An 18,266-nucleotide genomic window follows, 5' to 3' on the forward strand; every position below is an offset into this window, starting at 1 on the left:
GGCTAATTTTTTGGCAATAGCTGCGTGAGCCGAGCTTGCTTCACGGAAGTCTTAGAGCAGCTTCACAAAAATTTACGCAGAAGTTTGCCGCAGGTATTGCGTTGCACCGCAACGTTATTACCTTTGCAGCACCAAAACGCCACCGGTTTATTATCTGGTCCGTTCGTCTAGGGGTTAGGACAGTAGATTTTCATTCTACCAACAGGGGTTCGATTCCCCTACGGACTACTACCCCCGCGTTTTGCGACTCAACAAAGCCCGCTTCCTCCCCGGAAGCGGGCTTTTTGTTTGTATTTTATTAGCGTCCCTTTTGCCGATGACGAATGAGTTCATAAAACTCACGCAGTACGCGTTTTCTGAATAGCATTTGTTAGGACAGCCATAAAACTCCTTTGCCTTCTAGGCTAATTTTTTGGCAATAGCTGCGTGAGCCGAGCTTGCTTCACGGAAGTCTTAGAGCAGCTTCACAAAAATTTACGCAGAAGTTTGCCGCAGGTATTGCGTTGCACCGCAACGTTATTACCTTTGCAGCACCAAAACGCCACCGGTTTATTATCTGGTCCGTTCGTCTAGGGGTTAGGACAGTAGATTTTCATTCTACCAACAGGGGTTCGATTCCCCTACGGACTACTACCCCCGCGTTTTGCGACTCAACAAAGCCCGCTTCCTCCCCGGAAGCGGGCTTTTTGTTTGTATTTTATTAGCGTCCCTTTTGCCGATGACGAATGAGTTCATAAAACTCACGCAGTACGCGTTTTCTGAATAGCATTTGTTAGGACAGCCATAAAACTCCTTTGCCTTCTAGGCTAATTTTTTGGCAATAGCTGCGTGAGCCGAGCTTGCTTCACGGAAGTCTTAGAGCAGCTTCACAAAAATTTACGCAGAAGTTTGCCGCAGGTATTGCGTTGCACCGCAACGTTATTACCTTTGCAGCACCAAAACGCCACCGGTTTATTATCTGGTCCGTTCGTCTAGGGGTTAGGACAGTAGATTTTCATTCTACCAACAGGGGTTCGATTCCCCTACGGACTACTACCCCCGCGTTTTGCGACTCAACAAAGCCCGCTTCCTCCCCGGAAGCGGGCTTTTTGTTTGTATTTTATTAGCGTCCCTTTTGCCGATGACGAATGAGTTCATAAAACTCACGCAGTACGCGTTTTCTGAATAGCATTTGTTAGGACAGCCATAAAACTCCTTTGCCTTCTAGGCTAATTTTTTGGCAATAGCTGCGTGAGCCGAGCTTGCTTCACGGAAGTCTTAGAGCAGCTTCACAAAAATTTACGCAGAAGTTTGCCGCAGGTATTGCGTTGCACCGCAACGTTATTACCTTTGCAGCACCAAAACGCCACCGGTTTATTATCTGGTCCGTTCGTCTAGGGGTTAGGACAGTAGATTTTCATTCTACCAACAGGGGTTCGATTCCCCTACGGACTACTACCCCCGCGTTTTGCGACTCAACAAAGCCCGCTTCCTCCCCGGAAACGGGCTTTTTGCTTTTCCGGGCCAGCTAAGCCTACGACAGCAGCCGGGCCTGGTGGGCGGCGTTGATCAGGCCGGGTGCATGTTTGAGCGTGGCCAGCACGAAGCGCTTAGCCGACTCCTTGACCTCGTCCTTGCTGACTTCCCGGGATTCCTCGAGTACAAATTCGCCCAGCAGGCGAAAGGCTTCGACCAGGGCTTCGTGCTTGGGCTTGTCGGCTTTGAGTTGGGCGTAAGCCAGCGCCATCTGGGCGTTTAGCTTGTCGCGGCGGGAGGTGAACACCGAGTCGTTTTCCATGTGGGGCCGGATTCGCTCCAGCAGTTCGAGTAGGGGCAGCAATTTGGTGGCCGTGGAGGCGGCCGTGTGCACGAGCGTCTCACTCAGCCGCTCCCGCTTTCCGGCCTTGGGCAGGGTGTCGTTTGGGTCAAGCCCCACCGGCTCCGGCAAGGCAGGGCGGGTTTGCAGGCCGGGCTGAGCCGGCTCAACTGCATCAGTATCCATATGAATATTGGGGTGAAATATCTGGTCCAAGATACGGACAAAGCGCTGAATGCCTTATTGGGCCGCGTCTAGGCCGGGATTGTGACTTGCATTTCAAAATTCGGCCGCACCATGAAGGCTTTACTTGGGCCACTGCCGAGCTGTTTTTCTGTGGTTGGACGAGGATCTGCGCCGCCTGAGCGACCTTTGCCTCATGCACACGCTTGAACAACTCCGTTCCGGGCAGCTGGACGGGACCACCCGGCTCGATCTGGCCGCCGGTCTGACAGAATTTCCCCGCGAGATTTTTACGCTGGCCGATACGCTGGAAGTGCTGAACCTTTCAGGCAATGCGCTTACCTCGCTACCCGCCGATTTTGGCCGACTCCGTAAGCTGCGTATTCTGTTCTGCTCCAACAACCGGTTTACGACCCTGCCAGCAGTGCTCGGGCAATGTCCGGCCCTCACCATGATTGGCTTCAAAGCCAACCAGATCCGGACGATACCCGCCGCGGCCTTGCCCCCGGCTCTACGCTGGCTAATTCTGACCGATAATACGCTGGAAGCTGTACCAGCCGAAATCGGACGCTGCCACCATTTGCAAAAACTGATGCTGGCCGGCAACCGCCTGCGGGAGCTGCCGGCCGCGCTGGCCGGCTGCACCCGCCTGGAGCTGTTACGCATTGCGGCCAATGAGTTGACGGAACTCCCCGTGTGGCTGCTCTCACTACCCCGCCTTACCTGGCTGGCTTACGCCGGCAATCCATTCTGCGACCCACTGGAAGCGGCAGCCGTGGCCCGGCACCCGCTGAACTCCATCGACTGGAATGAGCTGACGGTGGAGCAGCAGTTGGGCGAAGGCGCTTCGGGCGTCATTTTCCGGGCCCGCTGGCAGCCGCCGACCGGGGCCGCGCCGACGGACATAGCCGTGAAACTTTTTAAAGGGGCCCTGACCAGTGACGGATTGCCGCGCAGCGAAATGGCAGCCTGCATCAGCGCCGGAAACTACCCCCACTTGATTGGGGTCCGGGGTCGACTTGGGAAGCACCCGCCCGGCGCTCAGGGGCTGGTACTGGAGCTCATCGACCCGGCTTTTGCTACCCTGGCCGGGCCGCCTAGCTTTGCCTCCTGCACCCGCGACGAATATGCGCCCGCCACGGTATTCACTCTAGCCGTAGTCCTGCGCATTGCCCGCGGGATGGCAGCCACGGCGGCCCACCTGCACGCCCGCGGCATTCTGCACGGCGACCTGTACGCCCACAACATCCTGACCACGCCTGGCGGCGCCTGCCTGCTCGGCGACTTTGGTGCCGCTAGCTTTTTTAATACCGCCGACCTGCCGACTGCCCACGCCCTGCAGCAACTCGAAGTCCGGGCGTTTGGCTGCCTGCTGGAGGAGCTGTTGGCGCGCTGCAACGCAGCCCCATCGACGACCTTACAGGCGCTGCACAAGCTTCAGCAGCAGTGCACTCAGCCCGCAACCAACAACAGGCCGCTGTTTGTAGCAATTCACGAAGAGCTGCTAAAGGTCGAGCAGCAGGCACGCCTTGAGGACAACTCATTGTAGCCCGCCGGCATCAGCAACGGCCAATTTGCCGTAATTGTCGGTCCTTTGCAGTCTTACCTCTGATTTTTGCGCCTGATTATGCCTGCTGCCCCCCTTGAGTTGCGCACCGTGGAGGTGACGCGCTACGTGACCCCGCTGCGGGAAGGCGGCTCCTTGCCGGCCCTGGTGGAAGCCGACGACGGCTTTTTGTACGTGCTCAAGTTTCGGGGCGCGGGCCAGGGCATCAAGGCCCTCGTGGCCGAGCTGATTGTGGGCGAACTGGCCCGCGCCCTCGGTCTGCGGGTGCCGGAGCTCGTGTTTTGTGAGCTCGACGAAGCCTTCGGCCGCACCGAGCCTGACGAAGAAATCCAGGATTTGCTGCGGGCCAGCACCGGCCGTAACCTGGCCTTGCACTACCTCTCCGGCGCCATCACCTTCGATGCCCTGGTCACGACCGTGGAGCCCCACCTGGCCTCGCTCGTGGTGTGGCTCGACAGCCTGACGCTGAACGTGGACCGCACCGCCCGCAACACCAACCTGCTGATGTGGCACAAGGAGCTTTGGCTGATTGACCACGGCGCGGCCCTGTACGTGCACCACGCCGGTCCGGGCTGGGAAGAGCCGGCCCGCCGCCCATTCGTGCAGATCAAAGACCACGTGCTGCTGCCCCGGGCCAGTGAGCTGGAAGCCGCGGACGCCGAGGGCCGGACCCGCCTTACCCCGGAGCGAGTCCGCGCCATCGTGGCGTTGGTGCCCGATGAGTGGCTGGAGGAGCCGGGCTCCGACACGTCGGCCCCGGAGCAGCGCGAGCGGTACGTGCAGTTTTTGCTCAACCGCCTGGCCGCATCAGAAACCTTTGTTCAGGAAGCCCAACATGCCCGACAAGCACTTATTTGAGTACGCCGTGCTGCGCGTGGTGCCGCGCGTGGAGCGGGAGGAGTTCCTCAACGTGGGCGTGATTCTGTACTGCGCGGCCCAGGGCTTTCTGCAAACCCGCTTCACCCTGCCCGAAGCCCGCCTGCGCGCCCTGGCCGGGCCCGAGCTAGACCTAGCCGACATCACGGCCCGCCTGCGGGCGTTTGAGCAAATCTGCCGGGGCCGCAAGGAAGGCGGCACCATCGGGCAGTTTCCGCTGGCCTCGCGCTTCCGCTGGCTCACGGCCACGCGCAGCACCATCGTGCAGACCTCACCCGTGCACCCGGGCCGCTGCACCGACGCGGCCGAAACCCTGACCCGCCTGCACGCCCAGCTGGTGCTGTAACCTGTGGCCCTATCCCAGGCTCAGCAAATTCCGCAAGCCCCACTGTTCAGCTAGCCAACCAGCTGACTGTGGGGCTTTTTCGGCACCTTATTTTCCAAAAATGTCTGCCCTATCCGCCCTACCTTTAGGAAAAATATTACGCAACATAAACGCGCCACCCCCACCCCACCTGATGAAGCACCTTTTCCTGCTCTTGCTCCTGCTCACCGGCGGAGCGTCCGGCTTTGCCACCCAGCTTACTTTCCGCGTCGACATGAGCCAGCAGACCGTGGCGGCCGGCGGCGTACACGTGGCGGGTAACTTTCAGGCCGCCGCCGGCTACGCCGGCGACTGGAACCCGGCCACCACCGAGCTGCTCGACCCCGACAACGACCGGATTTTCGAGCTGACCGTGAATGTGCCCGCGGGCACTTACCTGTATAAGTTTGTGAACGGCACCACCTGGCCCAGTGCTGAGTTGGTACCCGCCGACTGCGGCCTGGCCGACGGCGGCGGCAACGTGAACCGGCAGATAATCCTGGGCGCCACCGACCGGCGCCTGCCCGCCGTCAGCTTCGGCGGCTGCCTGCCCCAGGTGGTATTCTCGGTGAACATGCGCGGGCGCACCGTGCCCCGCAGCGGGGTGCACGTGGTGGGCAACTTCCAGGCCCTGGCCGGCTACGGCGCCAACTGGGACCCGACCAGCATTCTGCTCACCGACAACAACGGCGACGGTATCTACGACGCGCGGGTGACGCTGCCGGCTAACGGCCGCTTTCAGTACAAGTACGTGAACGGCAACGTGCTGACGGCCGCCGAAACCGTACCCGCGGCCTGCGGCTTCAACGACGGCACCGGCAACGTAACGCGGATTTTGGACGCTACCGCCGCCCTGACCACCGTGCCCACGGTCTGCTTCGCCACCTGCGACGCCTGCGGCCCCTCGCCTACGGCCTACGCCACCCACTGGTGGAACGACGCAGTATTCTACGAGGTGTTTGTGCGCAGCTTCTACGATACTAACGCCGACGGGCAGGGTGACTTCGCCGGCCTGACCGCCAAGCTCGACTACCTCAACGACGGCAACCCCGCCACCACCACCGACCTGGGCGTGACGGCCCTGTGGCTGATGCCCATGATGGAGTCGCCGAGCTACCACGGCTACGACGTGACCAACTACAAAGCCACCGAGCCCGACTACGGCTCGATGGCCGACTTCGAAACGTTTCGGGCTGCTGCCCACGCCCGCGGCATCAAGGTTATTATCGACCTAGTGCTGAACCACACTTCCAGCCAGCACCCGTGGTTTCAGCAGTCGGCCAGCGGGGCCAGCAGCAGCTTCCGCGACTGGTACCGCTGGTCGCCGACCAGCCCCGGGGCAGGCTGGTATTTGCGCAACGGCAGCTACTACTACGGCTATTTCTGGAGCGAAATGCCCGACCTGAACTGGCGCAACCCCCAGATGAAGGCCGCCATGTGGGATGCCACGCGCTTCTGGCTGAAAAAAGGCATCGACGGCTACCGGCTGGACGCGGTGAAGTTTCTGGTCGAAACCGGCCAGGCCATCGAGAATACGCCCGAGACGCTGGGCGTGCTGGAGGAATTCCACGACTCGGTGCGGGCCGTGAACCCCAACGCCTTCACCGTGGGCGAGGCCTGGACCAATACGGCCGCAGTGGCTTCCTATGTGGTCAATGACCGGCTGGATGCCTGCTTCGAGTTTGATTTGGCCACGGCTATTACCAGCAGCGTTGTGTCGGGCAATGCCACGGCCCTGCGCACCCAGCTGGCCCTGGTTGACAACACCTACCCCAAGCTCCAGTACGGCACTTTCCTCACCAACCACGACCAGAACCGGGTGATGAGCGTGCTGGGCGGCAATATGCCCCGCATGAAGCAGGCCGCCGCGCTGTATCTGACCATGCCCGGGGTGCCCTTCCTGTACTATGGCGAGGAAATCGGCATGCTCGGTACCGGCGTCGACGAGGAGAAACGCAAGCCCATGCAATGGAACGACAGTTTCTATGCCGGCTTCAGCACCGTGCGGCCCTGGCGGACGGTCAACTCCAACTTCGCTCAGTATAACGTGGCCACCATGCAGGCCGACCCCACTTCCCTGCTGGCTCACTACAAAAAGCTCATCAGCCTGCGCCTAGCCCAGCCCGTACTGCGCCGGGGCTACCTGCTGCCCGTCACGGCGCCCACGACCAGCCTGCTCAGCTACGCCCGCGTGTATGAGCAGGAAGGCGTGGTGGTAGTGGCCAACCTGGGCAGCAGCGCGGCTTCCAGCGCGGCCGTTTCTTTGGCCGTGTCGTCGTTGCCGGCCGGCAGCTACCAGGTCACGGATCTGTACTCGGGCCAGCCCGCGGGGCAGGTAACGCTCAACGCCCAGGGCGGCTTCAGCAACTGGACGCCGACGCTTGGCACTTTGGATGCCAACCAGACCTGGGTGCTTCACCTCAAGCCCGCTCAGCCCACGGCCGCCGCTGCCGCCCAGGCGTTAGCCCTGAACCTGTACCCCAACCCGGCCACCACGCAGGTGCGCCTGGAGCTGACCAAAGCCTTGCCCACGGCGGCCCAAATCAAGGTGTACGATCTGACCGGCCGCCTGCTGCACTCGGCGGCTATGCCGGGCCGGACGCTCACGCTGAACACCAGCGCCTGGGCCAACGGCACGTATTTCGTGCAGGTGCAGGCCGGCAAAAGCACCTCGGTTCACCGCCTGGTAGTGGCGCATTAAGCACCAAACCGGGCGGCTCCGGCAGCCCGGGCAGACGATACTTCGTAACCGTAAAAACGAAAAAAGCCGGAGCAGCTGCTCCGGCTTTTTTTAGTTGGCAAGATTGCCGCGTTTCTGACTTACGCCTGGCTGGCCGTCAGGGGCTGGGCTTGCAGGGCAGCCAGCACGGTGCGCAGGCCCTGCTCGGCGTCGGGGCCGAGATGAATGCGCAGGGTGCGGCGGCTGTAGTCGTGCAGGGCCTGCAGGTCGCCGGCGGCCTGGGCGTTTTTAAACGTACCAAACGAGTACGAGCGGCCGGGCAGGGCTAGGTCGACGCCCGCGGCGTGGTCTTGGGTGAACTGCACGAACAAGCCCTTGTCGGGGCCGCCTTTGTGGTACTGGCCGGTGGAATGCAGGAAGCGCGGGCCGTAGCCGGAAGTTGTGGCCAGGTGGAGCTGCTCCTGCACCTGAGTGCGCAGCTGGAGCAGGCTCTCGTTCAGGGCCTCCGACTCGGTCAGGTAAGCCTGGATGTTGAGAAAGTCGCCGGGGCGGGCCTGGGCGAAGAAGTTGTGTACCACTTCCGCCGCGTCTTTCCCGGTCACGGCGGTGTAATAGGCCACGCCGTTTTCCCGCACTTTCGGCGCTTCCCCCTCGGGTAGGCTGCCTTTCTCCTGCACCACCTTCATCAGGCTGTCGGTAGCAGTTTTGGCGGCCTGCACGTTGGGCTGGTCGAAGGGGTTGATTTCGAGCATGGCGCTGGCCACGGCCGTAGCGACTTCCCAGCGGAAAAACTCGGCGCCCAGGTCCAGCGGCTCGTCCATCAGGATGCGGATGATGGGGTGGCCGGCGGCTTCCAGGGCTAGCAGCTTGGTGCGGTTGTCCACGTCGGCGTCGGTCTTGTAACCTACGTACACAAATACGCGGTCCGCGCCGTAGAACTGGGGCTCGTGGGCGGGCTCACCGGCAATGGGCAGAATCCCCTTACCTTCCTTGCCGGTGCTTTCGGCAATGAGCTGCTCGAGCCACAGGCCCAAATCACTCAGGGAGTCGGGCACGATGAGCGTGAGCTTGTCGCGGCCCTGCTGGGCCAGCACGCCCAGGGCCACGCCCAGCTCCAGGCCGGGGTTGTGCTCCACGCTGCCGTAAGCCCCGCTGGCGCGCATCATGCGCACAGCCCGCTCCAGGATTTCGCCGATATTGAGACCGTACAACGCCGCCGGCACCAGGCCGAAATACGACAGCGCCGAGAACCGGCCGCCCACCTCGGCAAAGTTGAGGAAGATGCGGCGGTAACCCTGCTCGGTAGCCGCCGTCACGAACTTGGAGCCCGGGTCGGTAATGGCCACGAAGTTCTCGCCGGCCTTGTCGCCTTTGATCTGCTTGAGCCGGTCGTAGAAATAGTCGCCGAAGGCCAGCGGCTCGGCCGTCGTGCCCGACTTGCTGGCCACGATAAACAGCGTATCGGCCAGCGGCACGGACTCCTCAATCTGGCGCACGGTGCCGGGGTCAGTGGTGTCGAGCACCGACATGGGCAGGCCGTTGGGGCCCATCGGGAACGAGGACTTGAACACGATGGGCGCCATGGTGCTGCCGCCCATACCCATCACCACCACGTGCTTGAAGCCCGCGGCGTTGACCTCGTGCACGAACTGCTCGATTTCGGGCACGGCGCCCACCATCGTTTCGGCCACGCGCAGCCAGCCCATAAAGGCGCGGATGCTCTGCTGCCCGGCCTCATCCTGCACCCAGAGGTCGGCTTTCTTGTCCCAGAAACCGGCCGTAAAATTCTTGGCGCTGAGCTCCTGCACTTTGGCGTCGACGGCGGCCTGGTACTGGCCCAACTGCAGGGTTTGCTCGGCCACGGTGGCTTCCGAGGCCAGGGCGCGCTTCTGCTCAATGGACTGCATCAGCTTGGCGAAGGGCTCCTTGAACTTGGTGGCGCCGTCGTCTTCCAGAAACTGGGTGTGCTCGGCCAGGTCGATGCCCAGCTCGGGCAGGCGGGCCAGCACCTGCCGGGCGTGGTCGAGGTTGTCTTCGAGCGTGACGGCCACCTTGCCGTGGGTGCGGAACAGGTCCAGGGTTTCCACGGGCACGGTGTTCACGGTGTGCGGGCCAATGAGGCCGTCGACGTAGCGCAGGTTGTCGTACTTGGGGTTCTTGTTGCCGGTGCTGGCCCAGAGCAGACGCTGAGTTTCGGCACCTTTAGCCTTTAATGCTTCCCAGCGGGGGCCGGCAAAAATCTGCTTGTAGAGCTGATAGGCTTGCTTGGCGCTGGCCAGGGCCACTTCGCCCACCAGGCTTTGGGCCAGCTCGCCTTTCTCACCGCCTTCGGCAGCAATTTTCTCCAGCAGCGGGTCGAGCAGCACGTCGATGCGGGAGAGAAAGAAGCTGGCTACCGAGTCGATGCGGGCCAGGGGCAGGCCGGCGGCGGCGCGGTCTTCGAGGCCCTGGATAAAGGCTTCGGCCACGCGCTGGTAGCGCTCCAGGCCAAAAATCAGGGTCACGTTCACGTTCACGCCCTCGGCAATGAGGCGGCGGATGGCGGGCAGACCTTCGAGCGTGGCCGGCACCTTAATCATCACGTTGGGGCGGTTCACGGCTTTCCACAGGGCCAAGCCTTCGGCAATGGTCCCCTCGGTGTCGTTGACCAGCTCGGGCGACACTTCCAGGCTCACGTAGCCGTCGGAGCCGTGGCCGGGGCCGTCGTAGAGCGGGCGAAACAGGTCGCAGGCGGCCTGCACGTCGGCTACGGCCAGGCTGGTGTAGATTTCGTCGGTAGTTTTACCCTGCAGGGCCAGGGCCTTGATGGCCGAATCGTAGTCGGTGCTGTCGCCGATGGCTTTAGCGAAGATGGCCGGATTCGAAGTCACCCCGCGCAGGGCTTCGTCGGTGATGCGGCGCTGGAGCTTACCGTCGATGAGGATGGGGCGGCTGATAAAGTCGAGCCACAGGCTTTGGTCGAAGTCGCGGATGGCAACAAGTGGGTTCATAAGCGTCAGCTTTGGGGAAAGTCCAAAGTTCAGGAAAGAAACGTTGGGGCCTAACATCCGGCGGACAATTTTCGCCGCTGGCCCCGAGCTCCCACCCCAAGCCGGGGTAAAAACCGTACACCGAGGCATCCGGGGCCGGGGCTTTGCGTAAGTCAGCCCGACGGCTCCGGCCTGCAGCTCTATCGTTTTGCTATTGTTTTCGTTTTTCGCATGAAGCTTTTTGTCTATACCGACCTCAACTCCGCTGGCCGCGCCTACCTGCGCCAACAGCTGCCCGCCGGCCTGGAGGCCGTGGTAGCCAACGAGCTGCCCGCCGCCGAGCAGCGCGCCGCCCTGCAGGCCGCCGACCTGCTGCTGGGCAACCCGCCCCCGGCCTGGCTCACCGATCCGGCCCCCGCCCTGCACTTCTGGCAGCTCGACTCGGCCGGCTTTGAGCGGTACGCCGCCCTGCGCCCCGCTTTCCCAGTGGCCAACGTGGGCGACTATTTCGCCTGGCCGTGCGCCGAAACCATTGTGGCGGGCATTCTGGGGTTGTACCGACACATTCACGAGTTGGCCGTGCTGCAAAGCCGCCGCGAATGGGTGGGTGCCCCCATCCGGCCCCGGCTCCAGCTGCTGCGCGGCAAAAAGGTTATTATTCTGGGCGCGGGTGCCATCGGGCTGGCCGTGCGCGAGCAACTCAGCGGCTTTAGCTGCCAGGTGCAGCTGCTGGCCCGCACCCACCCCGAGGCCACGCTGCACACGCCCGAAGAGCTGCAAGCGGCGCTGCCCGAGGCGGAGTTGGTCATTAACTGCCTGCCGGGCACGGTGCCGGGCTTTTTCTCGGCCGACCTGGTGGCCGCCATGCGCCCCGGCAGCGTGTACGCCAGCATCGGGCGGGGCAACACCACCGACGAGCCAGCTCTGATCCGGGCTTTGCAAAGCGGACAGCTTGGCGGCGCCGTGCTCGACGTAACCGCCCAGGAGCCTTTGCCCCCCGACAACCCGCTCTGGACCATGTCCAACGTGATTCTGACCCAGCACACCGGCGGCGGCCAGCCCGACGAGGACGCGGGCAAAGTGGATCTGTTTTTAGCCAACCTGCGCCGGTTTCAGGCCGGGGAAAAGCTGGAAAATCTGGTGGAACTGAGTCGGGGCTATTAAATTCTTATGACTTGGCGACATCCCGTAGGACGCAAAATAAAAAGGCCCGACTGCTAGAACAGTCGGGCCTTTTCAACATAATCAGTCTTTAGATTTTCTCGGGCAGCAGCAAGGCGTCTTCGAAGTTGCCGAGCACGACTTTCTCGCCTTCCGTCACGGCTTCCACCAGCAGGGCACCGCCCACGAACGCACCTTTCCAGGACTCGCCCAGGCCGCCGAACACTTCTTCCCGGTCGCCGCGGGAGCGGAGCTTGTTGACACCGACTTTAAAGGCGCGCACTTCCTTGGCCGTACGCTCGGCCCACTTCACGTCGTCGGAGGCCACGGCCGAGACCAGGGCGCCGTTGGAGATGTTCATCTCGCCCACCAGCTCCTCGACCCGGTCGACCAGCACGATGGAGTCGATGGGGCCGAAGGGCTCCTTGAAGTACAGCTCGCTCTGGCGGGGCAGGTTCACCAGGGCCCGCGGGGCGCGGTAGGCCGAGCGGTCCTGGCCGGGCAAAAAGAGGCTGTCGTCGAGCTTGCCTTCGTAGATGGGCGTGGCCCCGGTTTTCAGCGCGTCGGCGTAGAGGCGGTCAAGGTCTTCGGCCTGGGCCTTGTTGATGACCGGGCCAAACGCCAGCTCGGGCAGCTTGTCGTCCGGGTTATCCACCAGCGTGGGGTTGCCTACTTTCAGGCTCTTGATGGTATTCCAGTAGGTTTCGACGAACTGCGGGAACAGGCGGCGCTCCACCACGAAGCGCACGTAGGCCGTGCAGCGCTGCTTGCCGTAGTCGTAGCCCTTCTTGAGTTGGTCGGCCAGGCCGTCCCAGTCGGAGTAGTCCCAGATGCCGTAGGTGTTCACGCCTTCCATTTCGAGCATGTAGCGCTTGTGTTGGGAAGCCAGCGCATCGGCAATGTTGCGGCCGTTGTAGCGCCCACCCACGAAGGACAGGCAGTCGACGGCGTCGTTCTTCACCAGCACATCGCTCAGCTCCCCGCCCGAGCCGCTCACGAGCGTAACGGGCAGGCCGCAGCGGCGGGCAATGGCGAAGGACAAACTCAGGGAAATGAAGCCGCCGTCGGTGGGCGTCTTGGCAATGACCGAGTTGCCGCAGAGCACCTGCACCAGCACGGCGTGCAGGAGCACCGAAAACGGGTAGTTCCAGGAGGCAATGTTGCTCACCAAGCCCAGCGGGGTACGCTTGCCCAGCATGCCCTCGATGTTGTCGACGTACCACTGGGCGCCGTCGATGCAGCGGTCAATGTCGGTGAAGCCGAGCTTGTAGGTTTTGCCGATTTCCCACATCACCAGCTTGCCAATCAGCTCCACATGTTCGCGCAGCTGGTTGAGGCAGTCCTGGACTTTGGCTTTGCGCTCGTCGAGGTCAGTGGCGGCCCAGGCGGCAGCTTCGCTCTTGGCAAAGCGCACGGCGCGCAGGGCCGTGTCGTGGTCGAGCATGGGCAGGGCGCCGAGCTGGCTGCCGTCGATGGGCGAGGTGAACTCGCGGGGCTTGCCCGGCTCCTGCCAGCGGCCTTCCAGCAGGTTCAGAAACTTTCCGTCGGCGGTGAATACCTCCGGGGTAATAGACTTCATCTGATTCAGCAGGGAGCCGAACTCAACCTGGGGCGAAATGATTTTGGGCATGGCGAAAGAAAGGAGCAGCGGGGTCGGTGACTGATTGGGGTGCTCCTAAAAGTAGGTTAGTGTGGATTAGGTTTGGGGAGCGGACGACGAGGCGCGAATACGCGTCTCTCCAGTCGTTCATGCTTACGCCGAGGCGGTTTCGGCGGCGTAGCTGAGCAGGCTTTCCACCTGGTCGGCCGAGCCGATGAACAACGGGCTGCGCTGGTGAAAGTCGGTGGGCACAATGTCGAGCACGGGCGTGGTACCGGCGTAGGCCTGCCCCCCGGCCTGCTCGATGAGGAAAGCCAGCGGGAAGCCTTCGTAGAGCAGGCGCAGCTTGCCGTCGGGCGCCTTTTTGGTAGGCGGATACAGGTAAATGCCGCCCTTGAGCAGGTTGCGGTGGTAGTCGGCCACCAAGGAGCCCACGTAGCGGCCGCTGAACTGGTCGCGCTTGCACTGGGTGAGGTATTCCCGCACGTACTCGGGGTAGTCGAACCAGTAGCCTTCGTTGCAGCTGAACACCTGACCGGCCCGCGGAATGCTGATGCTGGGGTGGGACAGGAAGAACTCGCCGAGGGAGTTTTCATAGGTGAAGCCCACCACGCCCGCGCCGGTCGAGTACACCATCATAGTGCTGGAGCCGTAGAGAATGTAGCCGGCGGCCACCTGGGCGCGGCCACCCTGCAGGAAGTCTTCGCGCGTGGCCTCAACTCCTACCGGCGTCACGCGGCGGTAGATGCTGAAGATGGTGCCGATGCTCACGTTCACGTCGATGTTGGAGGAGCCGTCGAGCGGGTCGATGGCCACCACGTAGCGGCCCTGGCAGTTGCCGGTGTGGATGATATCATCTTCTTCCTCGCTGAGCACGGCGCAGGCCTCCTGCCCGTTGGTCAGGGCCCGGATAAAGCGGATGTTGGCTTCCACGTCGAGCTTCTGCTGCTGCTCGCCCTGCACGTTTTCCTGGCCCATGCTGCCGATGATGGTGGTCAGGCCCGCGCGGTTCACCTCGCGGTTCACGATTTTGGCGGCCAGGGCAATGTCGCGCAGCAGCTGGCTGAGCTCCCCGGTGGCGTAGGGAAAGTCTTCCTGCTTGCGCATGATAAACCGGTCGAGGGTGGTGCCGACGGGCAGGGCCAGCGTGTTTTCGTGGGGAGTAAGCATAAGGCAACGAGAGAGGGATACGGAAAGGAACGGTACTACAAGCCCGGCTCACCCCCGAAAAGAGGAGAGAAACCGGGCCTTTTTGCACGAAACCGGGGGCTTAGCTTTTGGCTTCGGGCTGCTTCTGGGACTGCCAAAGTACGACCTGCCAGCCTTTCTTCGGGTCTTTGACCTGCACCACCACGTATTTGAGGTGGGCCACGTTGGGCGAGCCGTCGGGCTTGTTGGGCTGGTAAATGGTGATGGTGCCGTTGACAACGGCCGTTTTCTCCCCCGCATACACGCGCACGTTCAGGGCCTCCACGTCAATCTTGTCGTAGACGCTCTTGCCGTCCTTGATGGACTGCACGTACTCGGTCTTGTTGTTTTGCTTGCCGTTGGAGTGGGTGTAAATCAAGTCGTCGGCAAACACCTTGTCGAGGTAGGCGTAGTCCTTGCTGACCTGGGCGGCGAAGCGCTGCCGCTCCAGGGCTTCCACTTCCTTTACGGCGGCCAGGTTTTTCTTGGATTGGGCAAACGTGAGCACGGGCAAGGCCAGCAGCAACACCAGCAGGAAGGGCAGTTTTTTCATTGGTTATTCGTTTTTAGTTTTTAGTTTATAGTTGTTGGTTTTTGGCAGCTAGACTCGCCCGCAAGAGTAAGGGCGACACGTTGCGACCATAAACCAAAAACCACCCACCAAAAACCAGTTATTAATAGGCTTTGCCGTCGGCGTCGAAGTTGACCATCTTCATGCGGGGCGCGAAGAATTGCATCAAGAGCCAAGCGGTGAGGTAAGCCCCGCCGCAGATCAGGAACATGATAAAGTAGGCGTGGTCGAGCTGGCCGATGCTTTCGTAGTAGACGAACATGCGTTTCTGCACCAACGCCGTGAGCAGGATGCCGCCCAGCCCGCCGGCCATGCCGCCCAGGCCCGTCACCGAGGCCACGGCGCGCTTGGGGAACATGTCGGAAGCCGTGGAGAAGATGTTGGCGCTCCAGGCCTGGTGGGCCGCGGCGGCAATGCCGATAACGAGCACCGCCAGCCACATGTCGATGCGGCCCAGGTACTGTACGGCCACGATGGGCAGCACGCAGAAGGCAATGAGGAGCATGGCCGTTTTGCGGGCCTGGAAGGCGGGCATGCCGCGCTTGATCAGGCCCATGGGCAGCCAGCCGCCGCCGATGCTGCCGATGCTCGACAGGATGTAGACAATAGCCACCGGCAACGAGACTTCGGTGCCTTTCAGGCCGTACTGTTTGTTCAAAAAGTCGGGCAGCCAGAACAGGTAAAACCACCAGATCGGGTCGGTCAGGAACTTGCCGAAGATAAAGGCGTAGGTCTGGCGCACCTTCAGCAATTGACCCCAGGAAATCTTGGACTCGTTTTCCACGGCCACGGCGGCCATATCGTCCACGTCGGTGTGGATGTAGTCGAACTCGGCCTTGGTGAGCTTGGCGTGGCGGGCGGGCACTTCGTAGTAGATAAACCACAGCAGCAGCCACACGAAACCCAGGGCCCCGGTGATGATGAAAGCCCACTTCCAGCCGATGGTTTCGGCAATCAGCGGCACGGCCAGCGGGGCGGCAATGGCGCCCACGTTGGAGCCGGAGTTGAAGATGCCCGTGGCCAGGGCCCGCTCCTTCTGCGGAAACCACTCGGCCGTGGTTTTGATGGCCGCCGGGAAGTTGCCGGCCTCAAATACGCCCAGAAAGCCCCGGGCCACGCTGAAGCCCAGCGTGCTGCTGACCAGCGCGTGGCCCATGGCCGCCAGGCTCCACAGCAGCGTGGACAGGGCGTAGCCCATCTTAGTGCCCAGCCGGTCGATGATGCGGCCCACGCCCATCATGCCCACCGCGTAGGCCACCTTGAAGGCCAGCTCGATGTTGGCGTAGTCGCCGGAATTCCACTTGAACTCGGCCTCCAAGTAGGGCTTGAGCAGGGAAATAACGGCCCGGTCGAGGTAGTTAATCGTGGTGGCAAAGAACACCAGGCCGCAGATGGTCCAGCGGTACTTGCCGATGGTGGCATTGACCGTGGCGGCGGGCGGCGGGGCGGCGGCGGGAGTTTGAATCATGGGAAGGCAAATCAAAGGGCGGAATTACGGCCGGGCCAATGGGCGCGGGCCGGTACTCGAAGCGTTACTTTTTCAGCGTACCCACGAAGGCCAGCAGGCCGGCAATCTGGGTGGTGAGGGCTGGAATGTCGTCGGCATTCTTGAAGAGCTGGGAACCCATGCCGACCACGTCGACGCCGGCCCCGAACCACTCGCGCAGGCTGTCCTCGGTGGGCTCTACCCCGCCCGTGACCATCAGCGGCACGGTGGGCATGGGCCCGCGCAGGCTTTTCACGAAGCCCGGGCCCACCACGTTGCCGGGGAAGATCTTGACGATGGCCGCGCCCAGGCGGGTGGCCTGGTACACTTCGGAAACGGTCATCGTGCCGGGCAGCCAGGGAATGCCGTGCTGATGGCAGACGTCGGCCACCTCGGTCGTCAGGCAGGGCTGGACCACGAAGTCGGCGCCGGCGGCAATAAACCGCTCGGCGTCCTCGGCCGTGTAAATCGTGCCGATGCCCAGCAGCATGTCGGGGCACTCCGTTTTCACGAACTCGACGAGGGTGATAAAGACGTCGAAGGCATTCTCGCCGCGGTTGGTAAACTCAAACACCCGCAGGCCGGCCGCGTAGCAGGCCCGCAGAATGCGCTGGGCGTAGGCCGCGTCGGCGTGGTAGAACACCGGTACCACGGGGTGGCGCAGCACGGTATCGAAAGCCTGAGCGGAAGTAAATCGGGACATTTCTTGGTTTTTGGTGGGTGGTTTTTGGCTTTTGGCTGTCGTTCTGACTTCGGTTTTAGTGTCTCGACCAAAAACCAAAAACAAACAACCAAAACCCAACTAGCGCACGAGGCGGCCGGTGGTGTTGCCCTGCATGATGTGCTCGACTTCGGCGGGCGTAATCAGGTTCACGTCGCCGGGGATGGTGTGCTTGAGGGCCGAGGCCACCACGGCGAAAGTCAGGGCCTCCTGGGTGGTGGCGTAGTGCAACGAGCCGTAGATGAAGCCGCTCAGAAAGGCGTCGCCGCCGCCGATGCGGTCCACCACAGGGGTGATGTCGTAGTAGGGCGTTTCGGAGTAGGTGCCGTCGAAGAGCATGCCCTTGATTCGCTCGTGGGAGGCGCTCTGGGTTTTGCGCTTGGTCGAAACCACCTGCTTGATCTGCGGGAAGCGGGCCATGAGCTGCTCGGCCATGGAAGCAAACTTGTTGTCGGCCCCGGCCGCGGCCTGAATGCCGAACAAGTCGTCGGCGTCGTTTTCGGAGCACACGGCCACGTCGCAGCCGGCTACCAGCGCGGGCATCACGCTCTGGGCCGTTTGCCCATACTGCCACAGGTTGCGGCGGTAGTTCACGTCGGCCGACACAGTGATGCCGAGCTTGCGGGCCGCGCGAATGGCGTCGGCGGTAGCCTGGGCGGCGCTGGCCGAAATAGCGGGTGTGATACCGGTCCAGTGCAGCCACTGGGCGTCTTTCAGGATTTCCTCCCAGTCAAACGAGTCCGGGTTGAGGTTGGCAAAGGCCGAGTCGGCGCGGTCGTACACCACCTTGCTGGCCCGCAGCGAGGCGCCCACTTCGAGGAAGTAGAGGCCCAGGCGCTGCCCCTGGTACACGCAGTGGTCCATATCGACGCCGAAGCGGCGAAACTGGGAGGCGGCGGCCCGGCCCAGGTCGTTGTCGGGAAAACAGGTGACGTGGGCGGCGGGCACGCCGAGGCCGGCCAGGGCGGCGGCCACGTTGGCGTCGCCGCCGCCGTAGTTGACTTCCAGCGTGGCGGCCTGGGCAAAGCGGTAGTTCAGCGGGGGCGAAAGCCGCATCATGATTTCCCCGAACGTGACGACTTGCTTCATTTTTTGGGTCTTGGGC

General features: G+C 62.3%; 13 protein-coding genes and 4 tRNA genes. 9 read left to right on the top strand and 8 right to left on the bottom strand.

Annotated features, from left to right (window positions below; genetic code table 11):
* The first annotated feature begins 156 nt into the window (after window positions 1-156).
* From EWM57_RS17485 to EWM57_RS17500, 4 genes are all read left to right on the top strand, one after another.
* Window positions 157-228 (top strand) — tRNA-Glu (locus EWM57_RS17485).
* 330 nt (window positions 229-558) lie between these two features.
* Window positions 559-630 (top strand) — tRNA-Glu (locus EWM57_RS17490).
* Window positions 631-960: 330 nt separating this feature from the next.
* Window positions 961-1,032 (top strand) — tRNA-Glu (locus EWM57_RS17495).
* 330 nt (window positions 1,033-1,362) lie between these two features.
* Window positions 1,363-1,434 (top strand) — tRNA-Glu (locus EWM57_RS17500).
* Window positions 1,435-1,513: 79 nt separating this feature from the next.
* Here EWM57_RS17500 and EWM57_RS17505 read toward each other — a convergent pair.
* Window positions 1,514-1,981, bottom strand: a complete 468-nt coding sequence (locus tag EWM57_RS17505; protein ID WP_129922447.1) for a hypothetical protein — start codon at window positions 1,979-1,981, stop codon at window positions 1,514-1,516.
* A gap of 193 nt (window positions 1,982-2,174) precedes the next feature.
* On the opposite strand from EWM57_RS17505, the gene EWM57_RS17510 reads away from it, so the two are divergent.
* The 4 genes from EWM57_RS17510 to EWM57_RS17525 all read left to right on the top strand — a co-directional run bounded on the left by EWM57_RS17510 (window position 2,175) and on the right by EWM57_RS17525 (window position 7,486).
* Window positions 2,175-3,527, top strand: a complete 1,353-nt coding sequence (locus EWM57_RS17510; RefSeq protein WP_129922448.1) for a leucine-rich repeat-containing protein kinase family protein — start codon at window positions 2,175-2,177, stop codon at window positions 3,525-3,527.
* A 78-nt stretch (window positions 3,528-3,605) separates the two neighbouring features.
* Entirely contained in the window at window positions 3,606-4,403 is a 798-nt protein-coding gene (locus EWM57_RS17515; RefSeq protein WP_129922449.1) for a HipA family kinase, read from the top strand.
* Window positions 4,381-4,767, top strand: a complete 387-nt coding sequence (locus EWM57_RS17520) for a DUF3037 domain-containing protein (RefSeq protein WP_129922450.1) — start codon at window positions 4,381-4,383, stop codon at window positions 4,765-4,767. The genes EWM57_RS17515 and EWM57_RS17520 overlap by 23 nt, the downstream gene beginning before the upstream one ends.
* A 172-nt stretch (window positions 4,768-4,939) precedes the next feature.
* The gene (locus EWM57_RS17525) at window positions 4,940-7,486 is read left to right on the top strand and encodes an alpha-amylase family glycosyl hydrolase (RefSeq protein WP_165370562.1); all 2,547 of its coding nucleotides are present in this window, start codon (window positions 4,940-4,942) and stop codon (window positions 7,484-7,486) included.
* Between the two features lie 119 nt (window positions 7,487-7,605).
* Here the strand turns inward: EWM57_RS17525 and EWM57_RS17530 are convergent, their stop codons facing one another.
* Entirely contained in the window at window positions 7,606-10,455 is a 2,850-nt protein-coding gene (locus tag EWM57_RS17530) for a bifunctional transaldolase/phosoglucose isomerase (protein WP_165370563.1), read from the bottom strand.
* 210 nt (window positions 10,456-10,665) lie between these two features.
* Here EWM57_RS17530 and EWM57_RS17535 point away from each other — a divergent pair, with 210 nt between their 5' ends.
* Complete coding sequence (locus tag EWM57_RS17535) at window positions 10,666-11,598, top strand: D-2-hydroxyacid dehydrogenase (RefSeq protein ID WP_129922453.1); 933 nt, start codon at window positions 10,666-10,668, stop codon at window positions 11,596-11,598.
* 88 nt (window positions 11,599-11,686) lie between these two features.
* Here EWM57_RS17535 and EWM57_RS17540 read toward each other — a convergent pair whose 3' ends face one another.
* The 6 genes from EWM57_RS17540 to EWM57_RS17565 form a co-directional block, all read right to left on the bottom strand.
* Complete coding sequence (locus tag EWM57_RS17540) at window positions 11,687-13,225, bottom strand: aldehyde dehydrogenase family protein (protein WP_129922454.1); 1,539 nt, start codon at window positions 13,223-13,225, stop codon at window positions 11,687-11,689.
* 123 nt (window positions 13,226-13,348) lie between these two features.
* A complete protein-coding gene (fbp, locus tag EWM57_RS17545; RefSeq protein ID WP_129922455.1) occupies window positions 13,349-14,365 on the bottom strand; it encodes a class 1 fructose-bisphosphatase in 1,017 nt (338 codons plus the stop codon).
* Between the two features lie 100 nt (window positions 14,366-14,465).
* Window positions 14,466-14,936, bottom strand: coding sequence for a nuclear transport factor 2 family protein (locus tag EWM57_RS17550; protein ID WP_129922456.1), 471 nt, complete (start codon window positions 14,934-14,936; stop codon window positions 14,466-14,468).
* A gap of 121 nt (window positions 14,937-15,057) precedes the next feature.
* Window positions 15,058-16,422 (bottom strand): MFS transporter, encoded by a 1,365-nt coding sequence (locus tag EWM57_RS17555; protein ID WP_129922457.1) that lies wholly within the window; start codon window positions 16,420-16,422, stop codon window positions 15,058-15,060.
* A 64-nt stretch (window positions 16,423-16,486) separates the two neighbouring features.
* Entirely contained in the window at window positions 16,487-17,143 is a 657-nt protein-coding gene (locus EWM57_RS17560) for a beta/alpha barrel domain-containing protein (protein ID WP_129922458.1), read from the bottom strand.
* 99 nt (window positions 17,144-17,242) lie between these two features.
* The gene (locus tag EWM57_RS17565) at window positions 17,243-18,250 is read right to left on the bottom strand and encodes a sugar kinase (RefSeq protein ID WP_129922459.1); all 1,008 of its coding nucleotides are present in this window, start codon (window positions 18,248-18,250) and stop codon (window positions 17,243-17,245) included.
* Window positions 18,251-18,266 lie beyond the last annotated feature (16 nt).

The sequence above is a fragment of the Hymenobacter persicinus genome (genome assembly GCF_004167665.1).
Classification (GTDB): domain Bacteria; phylum Bacteroidota; class Bacteroidia; order Cytophagales; family Hymenobacteraceae; genus Hymenobacter; species Hymenobacter persicinus.